17 protein-coding genes are annotated in these 17,530 nt (G+C 55.9%); 1 reads left to right on the top strand and 16 read right to left on the bottom strand.

Annotated elements, in window-relative coordinates; all coding sequences use genetic code 11:
• Position 1: 1 nt before the first annotated feature.
• From phnK to phnG, 5 genes are read right to left on the bottom strand one after another with little or no spacing between them, the layout of a single operon-like run.
• A complete protein-coding gene (phnK, locus tag V7775_RS21505) occupies positions 2–772 on the bottom strand; it encodes a phosphonate C-P lyase system protein PhnK (protein WP_335753987.1) in 771 nt (256 codons plus the stop codon).
• Entirely contained in the window at positions 769–1,638 is an 870-nt protein-coding gene (locus tag V7775_RS21510) for an alpha-D-ribose 1-methylphosphonate 5-phosphate C-P-lyase PhnJ (RefSeq protein WP_335753988.1), read from the bottom strand. The genes phnK and V7775_RS21510 overlap by 4 nt, the downstream gene beginning before the upstream one ends.
• Positions 1,635–2,720: a carbon-phosphorus lyase complex subunit PhnI gene (locus tag V7775_RS21515; RefSeq protein ID WP_335753989.1), complete on the bottom strand. Its 1,086-nt coding sequence runs from the start codon at positions 2,718–2,720 to the stop codon at positions 1,635–1,637. Before V7775_RS21515 ends, V7775_RS21510 begins: the two co-directional genes overlap by 4 nt.
• The gene (gene phnH, locus V7775_RS21520) at positions 2,720–3,280 is read right to left on the bottom strand and encodes a phosphonate C-P lyase system protein PhnH (protein ID WP_335753990.1); all 561 of its coding nucleotides are present in this window, start codon (positions 3,278–3,280) and stop codon (positions 2,720–2,722) included. Before phnH ends, V7775_RS21515 begins: the two co-directional genes overlap by 1 nt.
• A complete protein-coding gene (phnG, locus tag V7775_RS21525) occupies positions 3,280–3,735 on the bottom strand; it encodes a phosphonate C-P lyase system protein PhnG (protein ID WP_335753991.1) in 456 nt (151 codons plus the stop codon). The genes phnH and phnG overlap by 1 nt, the downstream gene beginning before the upstream one ends.
• A gap of 93 nt (positions 3,736–3,828) precedes the next feature.
• On the opposite strand from phnG, the gene phnF reads away from it, so the two are divergent.
• Positions 3,829–4,542: a phosphonate metabolism transcriptional regulator PhnF gene (phnF, locus tag V7775_RS21530; protein WP_335753992.1), complete on the top strand. Its 714-nt coding sequence runs from the start codon at positions 3,829–3,831 to the stop codon at positions 4,540–4,542.
• A 4-nt stretch (positions 4,543–4,546) separates the two neighbouring features.
• Here phnF and V7775_RS21535 read toward each other — a convergent pair whose 3' ends face one another.
• The 11 genes from V7775_RS21535 to V7775_RS21585 all read right to left on the bottom strand — a co-directional run bounded on the left by V7775_RS21535 (position 4,547) and on the right by V7775_RS21585 (position 17,325).
• Positions 4,547–5,161, bottom strand: a complete 615-nt coding sequence (locus tag V7775_RS21535; protein WP_335753993.1) for a chloramphenicol acetyltransferase — start codon at positions 5,159–5,161, stop codon at positions 4,547–4,549.
• Positions 5,161–6,459 (bottom strand): phosphonate ABC transporter, permease protein PhnE, encoded by a 1,299-nt coding sequence (gene phnE / locus V7775_RS21540; RefSeq protein WP_335753994.1) that lies wholly within the window; start codon positions 6,457–6,459, stop codon positions 5,161–5,163. The genes V7775_RS21535 and phnE (V7775_RS21540) overlap by 1 nt, the downstream gene beginning before the upstream one ends.
• On the bottom strand, positions 6,456–7,340 hold the full coding sequence (phnE, locus tag V7775_RS21545; protein ID WP_335753995.1) for a phosphonate ABC transporter, permease protein PhnE: 885 nt from the start codon (positions 7,338–7,340) through the stop codon (positions 6,456–6,458). Before phnE (V7775_RS21545) ends, phnE (V7775_RS21540) begins: the two co-directional genes overlap by 4 nt.
• A 70-nt stretch (positions 7,341–7,410) precedes the next feature.
• A complete protein-coding gene (phnD, locus tag V7775_RS21550) occupies positions 7,411–8,319 on the bottom strand; it encodes a phosphonate ABC transporter substrate-binding protein (protein WP_335753996.1) in 909 nt (302 codons plus the stop codon).
• Between the two features lie 58 nt (positions 8,320–8,377).
• The gene (gene phnC / locus V7775_RS21555; protein WP_335753997.1) at positions 8,378–9,196 is read right to left on the bottom strand and encodes a phosphonate ABC transporter ATP-binding protein; all 819 of its coding nucleotides are present in this window, start codon (positions 9,194–9,196) and stop codon (positions 8,378–8,380) included.
• Between the two features lie 1,512 nt (positions 9,197–10,708).
• Entirely contained in the window at positions 10,709–11,872 is a 1,164-nt protein-coding gene (locus tag V7775_RS21560) for an alpha-hydroxy acid oxidase (protein ID WP_335753998.1), read from the bottom strand.
• Positions 11,860–12,603 (bottom strand): SDR family oxidoreductase, encoded by a 744-nt coding sequence (locus tag V7775_RS21565; protein ID WP_335753999.1) that lies wholly within the window; start codon positions 12,601–12,603, stop codon positions 11,860–11,862. The genes V7775_RS21560 and V7775_RS21565 overlap by 13 nt, the downstream gene beginning before the upstream one ends.
• A gap of 10 nt (positions 12,604–12,613) precedes the next feature.
• Entirely contained in the window at positions 12,614–13,378 is a 765-nt protein-coding gene (locus V7775_RS21570) for an SDR family oxidoreductase (protein ID WP_335754000.1), read from the bottom strand.
• Between the two features lies 1 nt (position 13,379).
• A complete protein-coding gene (locus V7775_RS21575) occupies positions 13,380–14,690 on the bottom strand; it encodes a M24 family metallopeptidase (protein ID WP_335754001.1) in 1,311 nt (436 codons plus the stop codon).
• Positions 14,691–14,751: 61 nt separating this feature from the next.
• Positions 14,752–15,561, bottom strand: a complete 810-nt coding sequence (locus V7775_RS21580) for an SDR family NAD(P)-dependent oxidoreductase (protein ID WP_335754002.1) — start codon at positions 15,559–15,561, stop codon at positions 14,752–14,754.
• 24 nt (positions 15,562–15,585) lie between these two features.
• On the bottom strand, positions 15,586–17,325 hold the full coding sequence (locus V7775_RS21585; protein ID WP_443070156.1) for an ABC transporter substrate-binding protein: 1,740 nt from the start codon (positions 17,323–17,325) through the stop codon (positions 15,586–15,588).
• Positions 17,326–17,530: the final 205 nt, after the last annotated feature.

The raw sequence follows: 17,530 nt of genomic DNA on the forward strand, positions 1-17,530 counted from the left end.
CTTAAACCTGCAAAACAGAGGACACAAGAAGCTGCGTATAGGCATGCTGGGGATCATCGAGCACCTGATCCGTAAGCCCCGTTTCGATCACATGCCCGTCTTTCATGACCATCAACCGGTCTGCCAAAAGGCGCACAACGGCCAAGTCATGAGTGACGATAATCGCGCTGAGGTTCATCTCGCGCACCAAACCACGCAGCAGATCGAGAAGCCTCGCCTGAACCGATACATCCAAGCCGCCCGTAGGTTCATCCATAAAGACCAGGCGCGGTCCAGTGACCAGATTGCGGGCGATTTGCAGGCGTTGTTGCATCCCACCGGAAAAGGCAGTGGGGCGATCATCAATCCGATCCTCGGTGATCTCCACGCGCCCGAGCCAGTCGATAGCTTTAGCGCGAATATCGCCGTAGTGACGGGCATTGACCGCCATAAGTCGCTCGCCCACGTTGCCACCTGCGCTGACATTCATCCGCAGCCCATCACGGGCATGTTGATGCACAAAGGCCCAGTCGGTGCGGCTCAGCATCCGACGTTCCGGTTCGGACATTGTAATTGTGTCACGCAGACCATCAGCGCGAGTGTCAAAGCGCACCGCACCACTGTCTGGCGCAAGATGCCCCGCAAGACAGTTCAGCAAAGTGGATTTTCCCGAACCGCTCTCGCCTACGATCCCCATCACCTCACCAGGGTAGAGATCAAACGACACATCCGTGCAACCGATCCTTGCACCATAGAATTTCGCGATGTTTTCAACCTGCAACAACGGGGTCATGCCGCGTCCTCCTTGTATGGAACGCCTTGGGCTCCGACATGGCCATGCTTACGTCGGGTCGCACAGTAATCGGTGTCCGAACACATGAACATGCGCCCGCCTGCGTCATCCACAATCAGCTCGTCCAGATAGCTGTCCCCTGCCCCGCACAAATCACAGGCATGATCCGCCTTGGTGGGCTGGAACGGGTAGTCATCGAAATCGAGGCTCACCACCTGCGTATAGGGGGGGATCGCATAGATACGCTGCTCCCGCCCCGCGCCAAAGAGTTGTATGCCAGCCATTTCCAGTTTCGGATTGTCGAACTTCGGGATCGGAGACGGGTCCATGACATAGCGCCCTTCAACCTTGACCGGATAGGCATAAGCGGTGGCGATATCTCCGTGCTGGCTGATGTCCTCATAAAGCTTCACATGCATCAGCCCGTATTCCTCAAGAGCATGCATCTTGCGGGTCTCGACTTCGGAAGGCTCCAAAAAGCGCAGGGGTTCAGGGATTGGTACTTGATATACTAATATCTGGTCCGCGCGCAGGTCTTCTTCAGGAATGCGGTGGCGGGTCTGGATCACACTCGCCTCGGCTGTGGCTTCGGTGACGGCGATCCCCGCAGTCTTTTGGAAGAACCTCCGTATGGACACCGCGTTGGTCGTATCATCGGCCCCTTGATCGATGACCTTAAAGGTATCATCAGGCGTCAGCACTGCCGCCGAGACCTGTACACCACCCGTGCCCCATCCATACGGCATCGGCATCTCACGGCTGGCAAAGGGCACCTGATAGCCGGGGATTGCGAGCCCCTTAAGGATCGCACGACGGATCATGCGTTTGGTTTGCTCGTCAAGATAGGCGAAGTTATAGTCGCTCATTCTGCGGCCTCCTGCATATGCGTTTCCGCCTCGCGGCGCAGTTTACGGATGAGTTCCAACTCGGACTGAAAATCGACGTAGTGGGGCAACTTAATATGCTCCAAAAAGCCAGTCGCCTGAATGTTGTCGCAGTGATACAGCACAAATTCTTCGTCCTGCGCGGGTGCGCCAAGGTTGTCTTCACCCAGCTCTTTCCAGCGCAGGGCACGGTCCACCAAAGCCATCGAAATGGCCTTACGCTCTGTCATGCCAAAAACCAGACCATAGCCTCGCGTGAATTGCGGTGGTTGGGTTTTGGAGCCCTGGAACTGATTAACGGTCTCGCATTCCGTCACAGTGATTTCACCAATCTCGATGGCAAAACCAAGCTCGGGGATGTCCATCTCGACGGCGACTGCGCCGATACGCAATTCGGCGACGAAGGCATGGTTGCGCGCATAGCCTCGCTGCGTGGAGTAGGCCATGCCGAGAATAAACCCCTCATCCCCACGCGTGAGCGATTGCAAGCGCAAGGCACGGCTTGCAGGCAATTCCAGTGGCATGCGGGTGAGGTCGTCAGGAACGTCCTTGCCCACAGGCTCACTCTGGATCAAATCTTCGCGGTCGAGAAACGACATGATATGCGGCGTTGCAGCCTCGGTAGGCCGGGCAGTCTGCGCTGCAACTACCTCCCCGTCGGCAGCCAATTTGAAATCCAACAGACGGTGGGTGTAGTCAAAGGTAGGCCCCAGCACCTGCCCGCCCGGGGCATCCTTAAACGTCGCCGACACGCGCCTGTCACAGGCCATGTCTTCGGTTTCAATAGGGTTTGATCCACCAAACCGCGGCAGTGTCGTGCGGTAGGCGCGGATCAAAAAGATCGCCTCGATCAGGTCGCCGCGCGCTTGTTTAATCGCAAGCGCAGCAAGGTCAGGGTCATAGAGCGAGCCTTCGGCCATGACGCGATTGACCGCAAGCGCCATTTGCTCACGGATTTGCGCAACGGTCAGTTCCAGAATCGCCGTGTCACCGCGCCGCTCCTCCGCCAACCAAGCGTGGGCGTTATCTATGGCGCGTTCGCCGCCCTTTACAGCCACATACATCAGCCTACCCTCGTCGTGCGTGGGAGTGCCGCGAGGCGGTCACCACAGGTGAAAAAGAAATCCAGGCCCAACGGGAAGAGCGTGGCATTTGTCCGAAAGAGACGGGCTTCGGGAAGCGACAAGAGCGCCTGATCCTTGATCCCAGGGCCGCGTAGGGTGGCACCTGTGTTAGACAGCTGCTGGCTCTCGACGATCAGGGTGGCAGAGCGGTCAGGGTATTCTGCGGTGCCGATGGAGAAGTCCGGCAGCGGTAGCGCCTGCCATGATCCGAGGGCAAACATCGCGTCTTGGGCCGCAACAAATGGCGCGCCTGTGTGGAATGTGATCCAGTCCCGTACCTGCGGTGTGTCATGGCTGGCCGCCAGATGAATCGGCGTTTCAGGATCGCAAAGCGTGAGAAGAACAACACCTGCTGCCACGCTCATTGGCGCAGGCGGCTGTGCGCCGCCCACAGAAACGATTTCGCCGGGACACGCCATTGCCGTCATTACAGCGCGAAAAGCGTAGGATGCATCTACAGGCAGATCGACAAATCCCCCCTCCAAAACCTGGTTTTGCATCAATCTTCTCCTCGAACCATTGTGAAGAAATCTACTTTGGTTGCCGCCGCCTTGGCAGCGCGTTCGGTTTTGCGTGCTGTTACGGCATCGCGGAGCGGGGTCAGAAGAGTAGTCTCGACCGCGTCTGCCGCCTCGGTTTGCATCAACGCATCGACCAGCGCCGCTTGGAGGGCGTGGTCTTTGCTTCTGCCTTGCACATAACCGTGCCCCACCGTGCCATCGGCCAACTTGATAGAGGCACGGGTCACCGTCATCTCACCCAGATTAAAGGGTGCGCCAATAGCACCTGCACGGCCCCGCACCATGACGCCGCCGATCTCTGGATTGCGCAGGGTCGTGTAGGCCGGAGCCATGTCCAACGCCGCCCAACGGCGCGCAACGTCCGCGGCAGGAGATCCGGCTAACAGGCTGAGCCAGCCTTTGCGGGATGCGTTCGGATCGCTCATTACATTCATCTAGACAGCTTTCGCTAGTTACTATACAACTATACAAATACTAACTGATGATGATCCTCCCGCCAATCCCCCGAAGTGTGAAGTTTTGATGACATGACCCGCCGCACACCGATCTGGAAAGCCATTGCCACGTCCTTGCGCAGCGAGATTGTCGAGGGCTTGTACCAACAAGGAGCCAAGCTGCCGACCGAGGCGGTTCTTGCGATGCGCTTTGGCGTCAACCGTCACACTGTGAGGCAGGCTTTGAAGGCTTTGGCGGACGAGGGTATCGTCCACGCAAGGCGCGGCGCAGGCGTTTTTGTTACGATGACACCTACCGACTATCCCATTGGGCGCCGCGTTCGGTTCCACAAAAACCTGACGGACGCAGGCCGCAGCCACGCAAAAAAGGTTCTGTTGCTGGAAACCCGCACGGCGCAGGCATCGGAGGCCGAAGCACTGGAGCTTGAAACTGGCGCAATGGTCCATGTCTATGAGGGCCTGTCTTTAATGGAAAACCAGCCCATTGCATTGTTCCGCAGTGTCTTCCCTGCCGACAGATTACCCGACCTGCTGGGTTCTCTGCGCAACAACCCTTCCGTAACAGCGGGCTTGGCGCAATCGGGTGTGTCGGACTTTACACGCGCCTCGACGCGGGTGAACGCCAAGCTTGCTACCGCGACGCAGGCGCTTCACCTACGTATCGCCGAAAACGCGCCGATTTTACGTACCATCAGTGTAAATACAGCCCCCGACGGCAGCCCCGTTGAGGTCGGGCGTACGTGGTTTTCCGGCGACAAAGTTACCCTGACATTGTCGGAACTTTAACTGATCATTCGTAGCGTTCCAGAAATCCCTCTACGCTGAAGGAGCGAAAATCCTTCAACGCATTTCGCAACGCATCATGCGGCCAATCCCACCAAGCCAAGGCCATCAACCGATCAGAAATTTCCGATGTGAAACGCGCCCTTAGCGGCACTGCGGGAACACCCGCAACAATCATGTAGGGCGGGACATCTTTGGTCACGACAGCCCCACCAGCCACAACAGCACCGTGGCCGATCGTTACGTCTGGCCGGACTTGCGCACCATGGCCCAGCCACGTGTCATGCCCGATGGTCGTGCGCCGCGTGCGTCTGTGGGCGAACCACGCCTCATCATGTTCCACATCGTCAAAGTAGTCGCCCGACCGATAGTGAAAGTGATGCAGGCTGGCCTTGTCCATCGGGTGGTCCGTGGCTCCGATTCGTACGAAGGCGGCGATGTTGGCGAATTTTCCCACCGTGGCATTGGCAAAATCACACGATCGGTCGCAATAGGCATAGTCATCAAAATGGCTATGCGCCAATCGCGTGCCGCGTCCGATTTCAACGAATTTGCCGAAGGTCGCATCATTCAACTCGCAATCGGGGTGAAGATATGGGGTGTCTGCTTTAAGCCGTGCCATCAGTGTCCGCCCTCATCACCTTTGATCAGTTTGCGGCGCAGCCAACCGGACAGGGTATCCATCGCCATGACCAGCAGGATAATCAAAACAATGTAGTAGGTGACCTCTTCCCAATCCTTCTGCGTCGCAATGGCTTGGGTCAACAGCAGGCCAATCCCACCGCCCGTGATCGCTCCGATAATCGTGGCAGAACGGGTGTTAGACTCGAGGTAGTAAAGAACCTGACTGAGCAAGACGGGCATCACTTGCGGGAACACGCCAAAGCGGTATCGCTGCAGCGGTTTTGCACCCGTGGATGTGATCCCTTCGATCTGTTTGTCGTCCACATTCTCCAGCGCTTCAGAGAACATCTTGCCAAAGGTGCCTGTGTCCGTCAGCAGAATGGCAAGCGCACCTGTCAATGGGCCGGGGCCAAAGGCGCGGCTTAGAACAATCGTCCAGATCAACCCGTCAACACCGCGCAGAAAGTCGAACACCCGGCGTGCCGCGAAGCGGAATAACCCCAGAGGCATAAAATTGCGTGCCGCCAGAAAGGCCAATGGCAGGGCAAAAATAGCAGCGCCAAAAGTGCCCAAGAAAGCCATCAACAACGTCTCGAACAGCGCCCAAAACACATCGCCATGGCGCCACATCTTGTTGGTCCAGAAATCATGCAAGATCGCAGTGGCTTCGCCGCCCATCGCGTGCCCAGCCAGCTCAAACAACCCCATCCCGTAGTAGCGACTGTCGAGCGTGAAAAAGAACAGCTCCCAACCGTAGCTGTACTTGAAGACCTCGGCGCGCGCGCGCGTGATGGTGAACCGTCCTGCATCCGTGGCGATCATCACGCGATTTTTGGATGCGTTGATGTAATCTGGCAGATCACCCTCCGGAAACACGGCATGGACGCCCGTGCCGTCAGGGCGCGCTATGACCAGCCCGTAGCCTGGAATAGCGTAGCTGACCTGTGGGCCTAGGGTGATCAGGTGACCGCCGCCGAGATCGATCTTGGTGGCATCGCCCAAGCGGACCCAATCAGGCGCGGTGCCATCCGGATACTGCCCCTTTCGCTCTCCCTCGACAGAAATGGCGATGGTGCCAGAGCGGTTGTCCTGCGCCACATGGGTTTTGTAGCTGTAGCTGTCGGAGATCACAGTGCGCGCGTTGTTGAAGTTGACCCGTTCACTTAGCCCCGCCACGTCAAAGGACACAAAAATATAGCTCAAATAGGCGATGATCACCAAAGGGACGGCCAGTGTGATACGCTTTTTACGGCTAAACTGATTCAAGGTAGCGGCATGAAGAGTTGCAGTTGTCATAGGGTCACCTGTGAGGTTGCAGCGCCATGGGTCAGCCGGTTGCGCAGTAGGCCCGACAGTTGGTCCACAACGACGATGGTCAAGAAGAGTAGGATAAAGATCGCGGCGGCTTCATCATATTTGCCTACACCCCAGCTCATAGTATTGCGCAGGTCATAGCCAATACCTCCCGCACCAACGAAACCCAGAATGGCCGAGGCGCGGATATTGATCTCGAAACGCAGTAGCGCATAGCTGAGATAGTTTGGTGCGACCTGCGGGATTACCCCAAGCCACATGCGCTGGATCCAGCCCGCTCCGACAGAGGACAGCCCTTCGACGGGCTTGAGCGATGCGTTTTCATTGACCTCGGAAAACAGCTTTCCCAAGGCACCGATAGAATGCAGTGCAATCGCGATCATCGCAGGCACAGGTCCGCCACCCAACATAAAGATCAGCACCAAGGCGATGACGATTTCAGGGATGGCCCGCAGAATATCAAGAACCCGCCGCAATGGGTTCACCAGCCACGGCACAGGCGCAAAGCCCCGCGTAACAAGCAGTGACATCCCCAACCCCAGCAACGCGCCGATCAAGGTAGATGCAGCCGCAATGTTAATGGTCTCAACCAATGATGGGAAATATTTGACAAGATACCCTGGCATCAAGGGCGCGCGCTCGATTGCCTCGCCGAACATGGCAGTTGGGAAATCAAATATGTTGGTAATTCCGTCCCAAAAGCCACCCGCATTACGACTATCAGCGGTATAAAAACCCGACACCAGCAGGGCTAAAAACACCACCAGCATGATGAAATTCATTAATCTCTTTTTCTTGATTTGCACAAGATAAGCGGCTCCTACCGCGACGGCTTGACCACCATTCACTGCTTCATCTGCCATGCTTTGCCCCAAATAAATTACTGACCCCGAAAGTGCTCGGAGTCAGTAGAGATCATAAAATTACTTTGGATTAATTCGATTTTGCCAAACGGGCGGCAACAATCGACGTGTAGGCGTCATGTGTGATTGGATCGAACCCGCTGACTTCGCCACCAGCAAGAGCAGCCGCACAGTCAGGATCCTTCTCGCCCATTGTGTCGATGATCTCTGTCACGGTCGCGCGCACATCGTCAGGCAAAGCGGTGCGCAGAACCACAGGCTCACCCGGGATCAGTTTTGAGCGCCAAATTTCGACCATATCGTTCATATCAACCAAACCCGCGTCCACGGCTTTGCGCAACGCACCAAAGGTATAGCCGTCTTCCCAGTTCCCCTGCCCGTCTGTCCAGGTAACGCCGCCATCCACATCGCCGTTGTTCACAGCGACAATGGTCTGTTCATGCCCACCCGTAAACTTGACCTCACCGAAATAGTCACCGCTCTCCATGGAAGCACTGATCAGGTCAGGGATCTCAACGGATGGGATCAGGTAGCCTGATGTAGAGTTCGGATCACCAAAGCCAAATGTTTTGCCCTGCATATCCTTAAGCGAGGTCACGCCGCTGTCGATACGCGCAAACCCAACCGAGTAGTAACCCGTGGAGCCATCTGCGTTCACCTTAACAAGGATCGGCTTCACTGCGGTTTCATCTGCGATGTGAACAGCCGCGTAGGACGATGGGCCCATCAGCGACAAGTCAATCGTGCCACCCAGAAGGCCCTGAATAACACCATTATAATCGGCTGGGGCGAAGAGTTTTGTTGGCACACCAAGCGCGTCTTCGATGGCGCCGCGCAAGCATTCGTTGCTGTTCATTCGGTCTTGGGCATTTTCGCCACCCAAAATACCAATGCGGAATTCGTCAATGGCATGGCTTTCAGCCATCGCGGCCCCTGCCAATGTTGTTGTCAAAAGCGCAAGTGTGAGTGTCTTTTTCATCTGAGATCTCTCTTGGTTGTTGTGCCCCGCTATGGAGGGCGGGGTAAATTGCATCGCGCTATTGCGCTGCGAATTCGGCCACAAATTGCGGGGCCGGTTCAGTCGTCTCGATTTGGGTTGATGTTGTTGCTTCGGAGAAACTTGCATCAGCGCCATAAATTTCGCGGGCTGTCGCGGTTGTCAGGTCTTCTGGTGAACCGTCAAAAACGATCCGACCGTCCCGCATGCCGATGACGCGATCACAATACCGGCGCGCTGTATCCAGTGTGTGTAGATTGGCAATCACAGTGCGGCCATCTTGTTCATGAATGTCGCGCAACGATTGCATAACAACCTGCGCATTCATCGGATCAAGAGAGGCAATCGGTTCATCCGCCAGAATAATCCGCGGGTCTTGCATCAAGGCACGCGCAATAGCGACGCGTTGTTGTTGACCACCAGACAAGGCCTCGGCGCGCTTCGGAGCATGCTCCGCGATGCCCAAACGTTCCAGAATGTCGATGGCGCGATGGATGTCTTCGTCGGGGTAAAGATTGAACATAGTCGAAAAGGTCGACCGCTGGTTCAAGGTGCCATGTAGGACGTTGGACACAACGTCCATGCGGGGCACAAGGTTGAATTGCTGAAAGATCATGGCGCATTGCGACTGCCAATTGCGCTTGGCCGCGCCTCGCAGCGCCGTGACGTTCAAACCGTCAAACGTAATCTCGCCAGCAGACGCATCCGTCAGACGGTTCAACATCCGCAAAAGCGTCGATTTACCCGCGCCAGAGCGCCCGATAATGCCAATCATCATTGGCTTTTCAACCGTGAAGCTTGCCGCATCTACGGCGGTATTCGCACCAAATGATTTCGTGACCTGATCTAATTGTAGCATAACAGCCCCCTGCGTTGGGCTATTCCTACGGCGGCACTAATTCACTTTTGTATTGGTTGAATGAAACTTTTGTAACAGAGCTCCAGCCAAGCCTCACGACGTCAAGCATGCAAGTCATTATTACGAAGCAACGATTGCTGGAGCTAAACTGTTTCACTAAGCAAAGCGAAAAAGGCACCCCAGACCAGAGTTCAATAACATCCCTCGAACGTCCCGCTTAAGGCTGATTGCAGACCTTCGCACTCACTATAGCATTCGCCACAGTGGGCTCTGAGCTGCCGTTCGCTGCAATGTCCGGAGATGTCAGCTTTGGATAATGCCCATTGATCGGATGCTTCCTTTGACAAACCTCCCAAACACCCACCGCCGCAGCGTCCTGCTGCCTCACCTCATACGCTGATCCTTCACTTTTAGGAGGCAGCACAGGTGTGCGGCTGGGCCTTATAAGTCCGGAGCGCCAGATAAGCGTAGACGGGCGGGATCGTTACCCGCGTGTCAAACCACCCCCACATTGCCAAATGCTGCTGGTTCGACGCGCAACACAACGGAAACCACGACAGAGAAGACAAAAACGGTAGCTAACGTGTTGCGGCACTTACTGCGATTGTCTCAACTTCGATCTTTGAAAATGGTCCGCTAGAGATGAGCACGGGAGTAAGCAATGAACATCATAGTATTAACAAACTCGCCTGAAGCACCTTGGCGCATTCAAAAGGTGCGTCTTCCTACTCGTGCCGCAAATCTCCCGCTCAAGCGCGACCCAAATAGTCATGTGGGCAAATTTGAAGACATGTCGCCATCAGATGCGAAAGCAATTTTGAGCGTTATGGATGTCGGCAGGATTTCGTCCCTAACTTTCAGGTACCTTGAGCACGCGTGACGCAGGAAGATCAGCCCCATGACAGGCATGAAATACTCGTTGCTCGCGAAGTTCGACGTGGACCGCAGAACGTCTGCAGAAGACCACTCACCCTTTCTCCAGATCTCCAATGTGCTGTACCTTAGTTGGTAGAGAATCTTCATGGTTCGAACTGGTGCTATTACGAAAGCAGACCTCCATGTAGACCGCAGCGAAGGTCCGGAACGAGCCCAAACCAACGGATGCTGCAATATGCAAGAAGGTCTGAAAACAGTAGGGAAGCGGTCATTCGACGGTAGTCCTTACGTCTGTCCAGTGATAATTTTGATTTATTAACTATTAAAATCAATGAGTTAATTGGCGCTGTGTGCACTACGTGCGCAACATGAAAACGACTTCTGGCGCACTCAGTCATGTGCTTTGCTGTTCAAATGATCTGAACCAAACACGGGTCATCTCAGCGAAAATCTCGCAATTCCCCAAACACCCCAAAACAATGGTTTCAACTTTTTGAAGCTGTGTTGAACAAGCTTTGGACAGGATCTCAGATTGTGGTAGCGGTGATGAAAAGATCGGTTTTTGCAGGCGCACAAGCCTGCGTATGTGAAGTCTGCGATAGGGTTTTTGTCAAGAAAAAGCGCAGGGCAGAGGCCCTAAGACGTCGTTTTTTTGAAAGTGCTTAGTTCAGAAGAACTGACTGTATTATAGGATGGGATACCAAGCTGACCCAAAGCGCGGACCAGTTCCAACTGCAATATTTCAAACGCGCGCTCAGCGCCTGCGTTACCACCAGCGCCAACACCATAGGCGAACGCGCGGCCAGCAAAGGCAAAGTTAGCCCCAAGGGCCTTTGCCCGCAGAATATCTGCACCGCGCCGGATGCCGCTATCGAGGATAATGGTCATGCGACCTGCGACAGCCTTTGCAATGGCGGGCAATGCCTCGATCGTTGGTGGGCCAAAGGCCACCTGACGGCCGCCATGGTTGGACACGACAATCCCGTCGCAGCCCAATTCGGCGCAGGTTACGGCGTCTTGGGCATGTAGGATGCCTTTGACCAGAAGCCTGCCTTTCCATCGCTCCCGCAGGCGTTTGAGGTCTTCCCAGGTGAAGCCCGGTGTGATCAGGGTTTTTTGCACATCCGCGTAGGACGTAGCACTTTGCAAAAGGTCGGCATAATTCGCCACGTTTGGGGTGCCATGTTTCAGGCTGGTCAGGGCCCAACGCGGGTTCATTGCACACTGCAGGATCACTTCGGGCGTAAAACGGAAGGGCACAGCAAGCTGGTTGCGGATGTCGCGGTCGCGCTTACCTGCGGCGGGGACATCTGCAGTGACCATTAATGTTGTGTAGCCAGCTGCCTCCGCCCGTGCAATCAGGCCCTCGGTCACAGTTGCATCACTAGATACATACAGTTGGAACCAACCGTTGCCATCGGCGGCTTCGGCAAGTTCCTCAAGCCTGGTGGAAGAGGCGGAACTGGCCGTGTAGGGGATGTTTTGTGCCTTACACAGCCGCGCGAGCGACAAATCGGCACCCGGCCAGAAGGCGTTCAACATACCGATAGGTGCCATGCCGAAGGGAGCGTTGAAGGTTTGCCCGAACACAGTCGCGCTTGTGTCGATGTTGGATACATCCACCATGTAGCGGGGCGTTAGCTCAACTTCCTCGAACGCCTCGGAATTGCGGCGCATATTGCGCTCATTTTCGGCACCGCCATCCACCAGATCAAACGCAAAGCGCGGGATGCGGCTTTTGGCGCGCAGTCGCAGGTCTTCGATAGAGGCCGCGCGGTCCATCCCCATTAGATCGACCACCCGCCATCCACGGCAAAGGCCTGTCCGGTGGTAAAGGCGGACAAGTCGCCCGCAAGGTAGCAAACCATTTCCGCAATTTCTTCGGGCTGGCCAAGCCGGCCCATGGGTTGGCGTTCCTTGAACGCGGCGAGGGCTTTGTCGAAGTCACCTGTTGCGGTCAGACGGTCATTCAAAGACGGGCTTTGCACTGTGCCGGGGCAGATTGCGTTGCACCGGATACCGTCCTTGACGAAGTCAGCCGCGATGGCCTTGGTCATGCCAATGATCGCGGCCTTTGACGCGCCATAAGCGAAGCGGCGCGGCGCGGCTTTTTCACTTGAGACGATAGAGGCGATGTTGATGATCGATCCGTTCTTATTGGCGAGCATTCCGGGCAGCACGACCTTTGTGATGCGGTACATCGCCTTTGCGTTCAGATCGAATGCGCGGTCCCAGACGTCTTCGTCGACATCAAGTATCGTGCCGTCATGCACCCATCCTGCGCAATTCAGCAATATATCGACGGGTGCGACCGACGCGACAAGCGCCTTGACGGCCTCAGCGTCCAGCACGTCCAGCGCGTGGCCCGTGATGTTGGGTGATGTTTCCGCCAGATCGGCAACCAGATCGCCTTTCAGATCGGTGGCAATGACCTGCGCACCCCGCGCGGCGAGCGCCTCAGCGCTGGCACGCCCGATGCCTGCACCCGCCGCAGTGATCAGAGCGGTTTTGCCTTTAAGTGTTTGTTCCATAGTCTCTCTCCTATCGGGCGAGCCAGCCGCCATCGACGGTGACCACGCTTCCGTGGCAATAATTGGCGGCGTCAGACGCCAGAAAAACCGCAGCACCCGCGATTTCCGAAGGGTCGGCAAAACGGCCCGCAGGAATGCGTTCCAACAGCGCCTTTGAGCGGTCCGGATCGTCGCGCAGCGCTTGCGTGTTGTCTGTGGCAGTGTAGCCTGGTGCGATGCTGTTGACGTTAACACCGTGTGGGGCCCACTCATTGCAAAGTGCCTTGGTCAGGCCGACCACCGCGTGTTTGCTGGAGACATATGCCGGAACACGCAGGCCGCCTTGCGATGCGAGTACAGAGGAAACGATGATGATTTTGCCTGAGCCTTGGGCCACCATGCGCTTGCCCGCCGCTTGAGACAGCAACCACACGGAATCAAGGTTCACCGACAGCACGCGCCGCCAATCTTCAAGCGGCATGTCTGTGCTGTCTTCGCGGTGGATGATCCCAGCGTTATTTACTAGAATGTCCAGCCCGCCCAAAGCGTCGCTGGCAAAGCTTACCACGTCCTCGGCTGCGGCTTCATCCATGCCGGAGAAGTCAGCTTTCACGGCAACACCTTTGACACCAAGCGCCTTGATCTTGGCAAGGGTGTCGTCAGGTTGATGGCTGCGATAGGTCAGCGCCACATCGGCCCCGGCGGCAGCAAGGCCGAGGGCAATGCCCTCGCCGATGCCAGTTGCGCCGCCGGTGACCAATGCTTTTCGACCGGTCAGGTCAAATGGGTTGCCCATATCAGTACCGGTTCGCGATCGGCAGTGTTTCCGCAGGGAAGAGGCTGATGACCTCGCACCCTGTTTCCGTCACGACGACTTCTTCCTCGATCCGCGCCGCGGAATAGCCGTCGGTTGCGGGGCAGTAGGTTTCCAGCGCAAAGACCATTCCGGTCTTGATTTCCATCGGGTGATCCATGCTGACCGCGCGGCTGATAATGGGCCGTTCGTGCAATGCCAGCCCAAGCCCGTGACCGAATTGAAGGCCAAAAGCTTGATCTTCATTCGCAAAGCCAAGCTCTTGGGCTGTTGGCCAAACTGCGGCCACCTTATCGGTGGACACGCCCGGCTTGATCATCGCGATGGACGCATCAATCCATTCGCGTGCTTTCGTATAGGCGTCGTTCTGCGATGGCGTCGAAAAGCCGACGTTGAACGTGCGGTAATAGCAGGTCCGGTAGCCTTGGTAGGATTGCAGGATATCAAAGAACGCCTGATCGCCGGGCCGGATAAGACGGTCGGTGAAGTTATGCGGATGTGGGTTGCAGCGCTCACCGGAAATGGCGTTGATCGCCTCGACGTCGTCGGAGCCCATCTCGTAGAGCATCTTGTTGGACAGGGCGACGATATCGTTCTCGCGGATGCCCGGTTTCAACTCTTCGTAGATCATGTGATAGACGCCATCGACCATAGCAGCGGCTTGGGTCAAAAGCTGGATTTCATCCGTATTTTTGATTTCGCGCGCCGCCAACATGATCTGCTGGCCATCGACCACGTTCAGGCCTTCTTCTTGCAGCGCGTGAAACATTGCCGTTTCAGCATAATCCACACCTACAGGCATATCGGCCATACCCGCATCGCGGATCAATCCGGCGATCTGCTTGGCATATTTCTGCATCAATCCGAATTCCGGCGGGATGGTTCCGCGCATGCCGACAACGCCAGCCAGACAGTGGCTCGGCTCCAGCCAATCGGAATGGCGTTTGTGGTGCTCTGCCGCGGATCCAAAATCCCAAACGTATGGGCTGTCATCACCAGTCAAAAGACAGAAGCGGCACATCTTGTCGCGTTCCCATTCGCCGATCTTGGTGGCGGAAACATAGCGGATGTTGTTCACATCAAACAAAAGCAGCGTGCCCGCGTTTGAGTTTTGTAGCGACTGACGAGTCCGCGCAAGGCGATACCTGCGCAACCGATCATGGTTCACCCGGTTTTCAAAATCCACGGACATGTGGCCATGGGCTGGCAGCTTGTCGCGCCACTCCCAATTGGGCTCAAGATCCATTGGGGTAAGCAAGTTCGGCATTAAGGCATTGCCTGGACGTTCTGACATTAAAGTCTCCTTCGGGACCCGCGGCCCCGTTCTGAATTACAGGTTAGAAAAATGTGGCCCGTTACTGGATGCACCAGCCGCCATCGACGTGGATCATCTGGCCGGTCATGTAGTCGCTGTCGTCAGACGCAAGGAATGAGGCGGTGCCGACGATGTCTTTGGGGTAAGACACGCGTTTGATCTGAAGCGCATCGCGCACGATGTCATCGTAGGCTTGACCTTCTTTTTCTTTGAAGCCGATATCAACAAGGTCCTTGTCGAGCTGTTCCCAAAGCGGGGTCACAACGACACCCGGTGCGTAGCCATTCACGGTGATGCCGTGCTCGGCCAGACCAAGGGCGCCACAATGAGTCAACGCAAGGCAACCGTATTTCGATGTGCAGTAGACCGTGACATCAATCAGTGGCTTGCGCGAAGCGATGGAACCGACGTTGATCAGCTTGTAGGGGTGATCCTCCATCGGGCCCTGTTCGATCATTTGGCGTGCGGTTTCCTGCATACCCAGCCACATCGCCTTGGTGTTGACGTTCATGATCATGTCCCAGTTGTCTTCATCAATATCCATGAAGAACCGGGGTTTGTTCAGACCCGCGTTAAAGACGCCAACATTGATGGACCCGAAGGCTTCGACAGTTGCGGCAACGGCGGCGGCGTTGTCTTCACGCTTGGTGACATCCATTCTGACAGCAATCGCCTTGCCATTGCCGGCTGCATTGATCTCATCCGCGACAGTTTTCGCCATGTCGAGGTCCAGGTCACCGATACAGACGTTGGCACCTTGTTCAGCAAAGGAGCTTGCGTTGGCCTCACCCATGCCGCGCGCAGCACCTGTGATGAGAATGTTTTTACCTTTGAGGCGGTTGGGGTCCATGGGTGTCTCCTTCTGACGTCATGTTTATGTTGGTGGTTTAAGTGTTGCGTCCGCTCTTTCTTGGGCGCGGCGCAATGCGTCTTGCGGGCTGGTGATGCCGCGCAGCATGTCGTGAAATTCTTCTCCGCAAATCTGGATGATCTCGTTGATTTCGGGGATCGGTGGCCTTGGCCAGAACTGAAGTTCGTCGCGCCAGGACATCCCATCAACTGCTTCGAATATCGGGGACAGACGCCGCACATCGGGGTCTGATCCAACGGAATATCGTGGGTTGGTGCGGCTGCCGTTCTGGACGTATAGCTTTTGTGCCGGGGGGGAGGTGAAGGCGAGCAAAGCCTCAACCGCCGCTGCAACGCGTTCTTTTTGCAGGTTGGCCGGTATTCCCATTACATAACCGCCAACTGGGGCGATCGGTGCCCCGTTGGGACCAGCAGGGTGCGGCAGGTATCCGGTCTGATCCTTAGCGGGCGACGCGTCATCAAGCTCAAAATAGGGGGCAAGCAGCGTATAGCCGTATGCCATCGCCATCCGCCCCGCGGCATAGGGGCGAATGCGTTCGTACCACGACATCGAAAGAATATCGGGGGGCGAATATTTGAGCAGTTCTTTGAGAAACTCTGCTGCTTCCAATGCCGCAGGGGTATCAATCGTGAAGCGATATTCGCGGTTGGCAAGATGCTGGGTTTCAAATCCGCCGGCATTCGGCGTCAAGTCAAGGATGGGTTGACCGAAATCTGCCAGTGTCATCAGAACGGTGTGACCCAATGCTGTTCCACGTGCGGCGTTCCACCCAATGCCATGCAGTCCGCGCTGTGGATCGTGCAGCGCCTTTGCGGCATTCAGCAGCTCTTGCGTGGTTGTGGGTGGTTCAATACCTGCCTGCGCAAATAGATCTTTGCGATAGAACAAGAGTTCCGGGGTCGTTTGCGCCGGGATACCGTATGCGCGACCGCCCCAATGGACGGCTTGCCAGCCCGCAGTATGGAAATCCGACGGGTCGATGCGGGCAATATCCATGACCTCATCAAGGGGCATCAATACGTTCTTTTCAGCGAACCCGCCAACCCAAGGCAGATCAACGGCGATGATGTCGTAATTGCTCGACTTACGGCTTGCGTTGCGCAGCGTTTCTTCGCGCAGGCGATCAATCGAAAAGGCACGTTGATGAATTTGCGTGCCGATTGTCTGTTCAAACTGGCGTTTGAGGTTGTCCATCACCATGAAGGTCGGATCGCCATGCACCAGAACACGCAGCCCCCCCGACAGCTTAAGCGGTTCGGAAAGGACCTTCATCGGCGGGATCGATTTCGCGCTCAGGTATGATCCGCCGAAATAGTAGTCTGAGGCTTCTGCAGTAGCGGCATCGCCAAAATGCGAACTTGCAAGACGGTGAACGCGGCTGGTCAATTGTGTCCATTGTTCCAACATCTGAACGCTGGGATGTAGGGAAAAGCTTTTTCCAGTCGCGGTGCGCGGGCGCTGATCAATCAGGCCGGTCTCCTGCATATCCTTTATGCGGCGATTGGCCGTAGCATAAGGCGCGCGGCTGGCACCAATCAGGGATGTCATCGTCGTGAGTCGTCCTTCGAGGTGCCCCCGGATCAGATGCATGGTAATGCGTAGGTTCGGCGTGGACACAAACAATTCGGAGGCGTTTTCCAGCTCATCGCCGAGGTTTTCCATGAAGGACAGAACGCTCAGCATATCGACCTTTGCCTGAGACGGCGTGAGCTGATTGAAATTCTCCCCCCTCATGACATTCATACCCTCTGCCGCTGCCTTCCTGTTGTTGTGGCGATGACGCGACTGGCCACGACCACGTGATTTGTTCATTTCGGATGATTTTGGAATCGTCACGAGTTGCACCTCATATTGATGTGGGAGTAGCCTCGAAATGTATCGCAATAATATCCATTTTGGATACTTAAAGATCCGAAATGGATATTATTGTGGAGGTTATGTTGGGATG

It is taken from the genome of Sulfitobacter sp. (genome assembly GCF_036960155.1).
Lineage (GTDB): Bacteria > Pseudomonadota > Alphaproteobacteria > Rhodobacterales > Rhodobacteraceae > Sulfitobacter.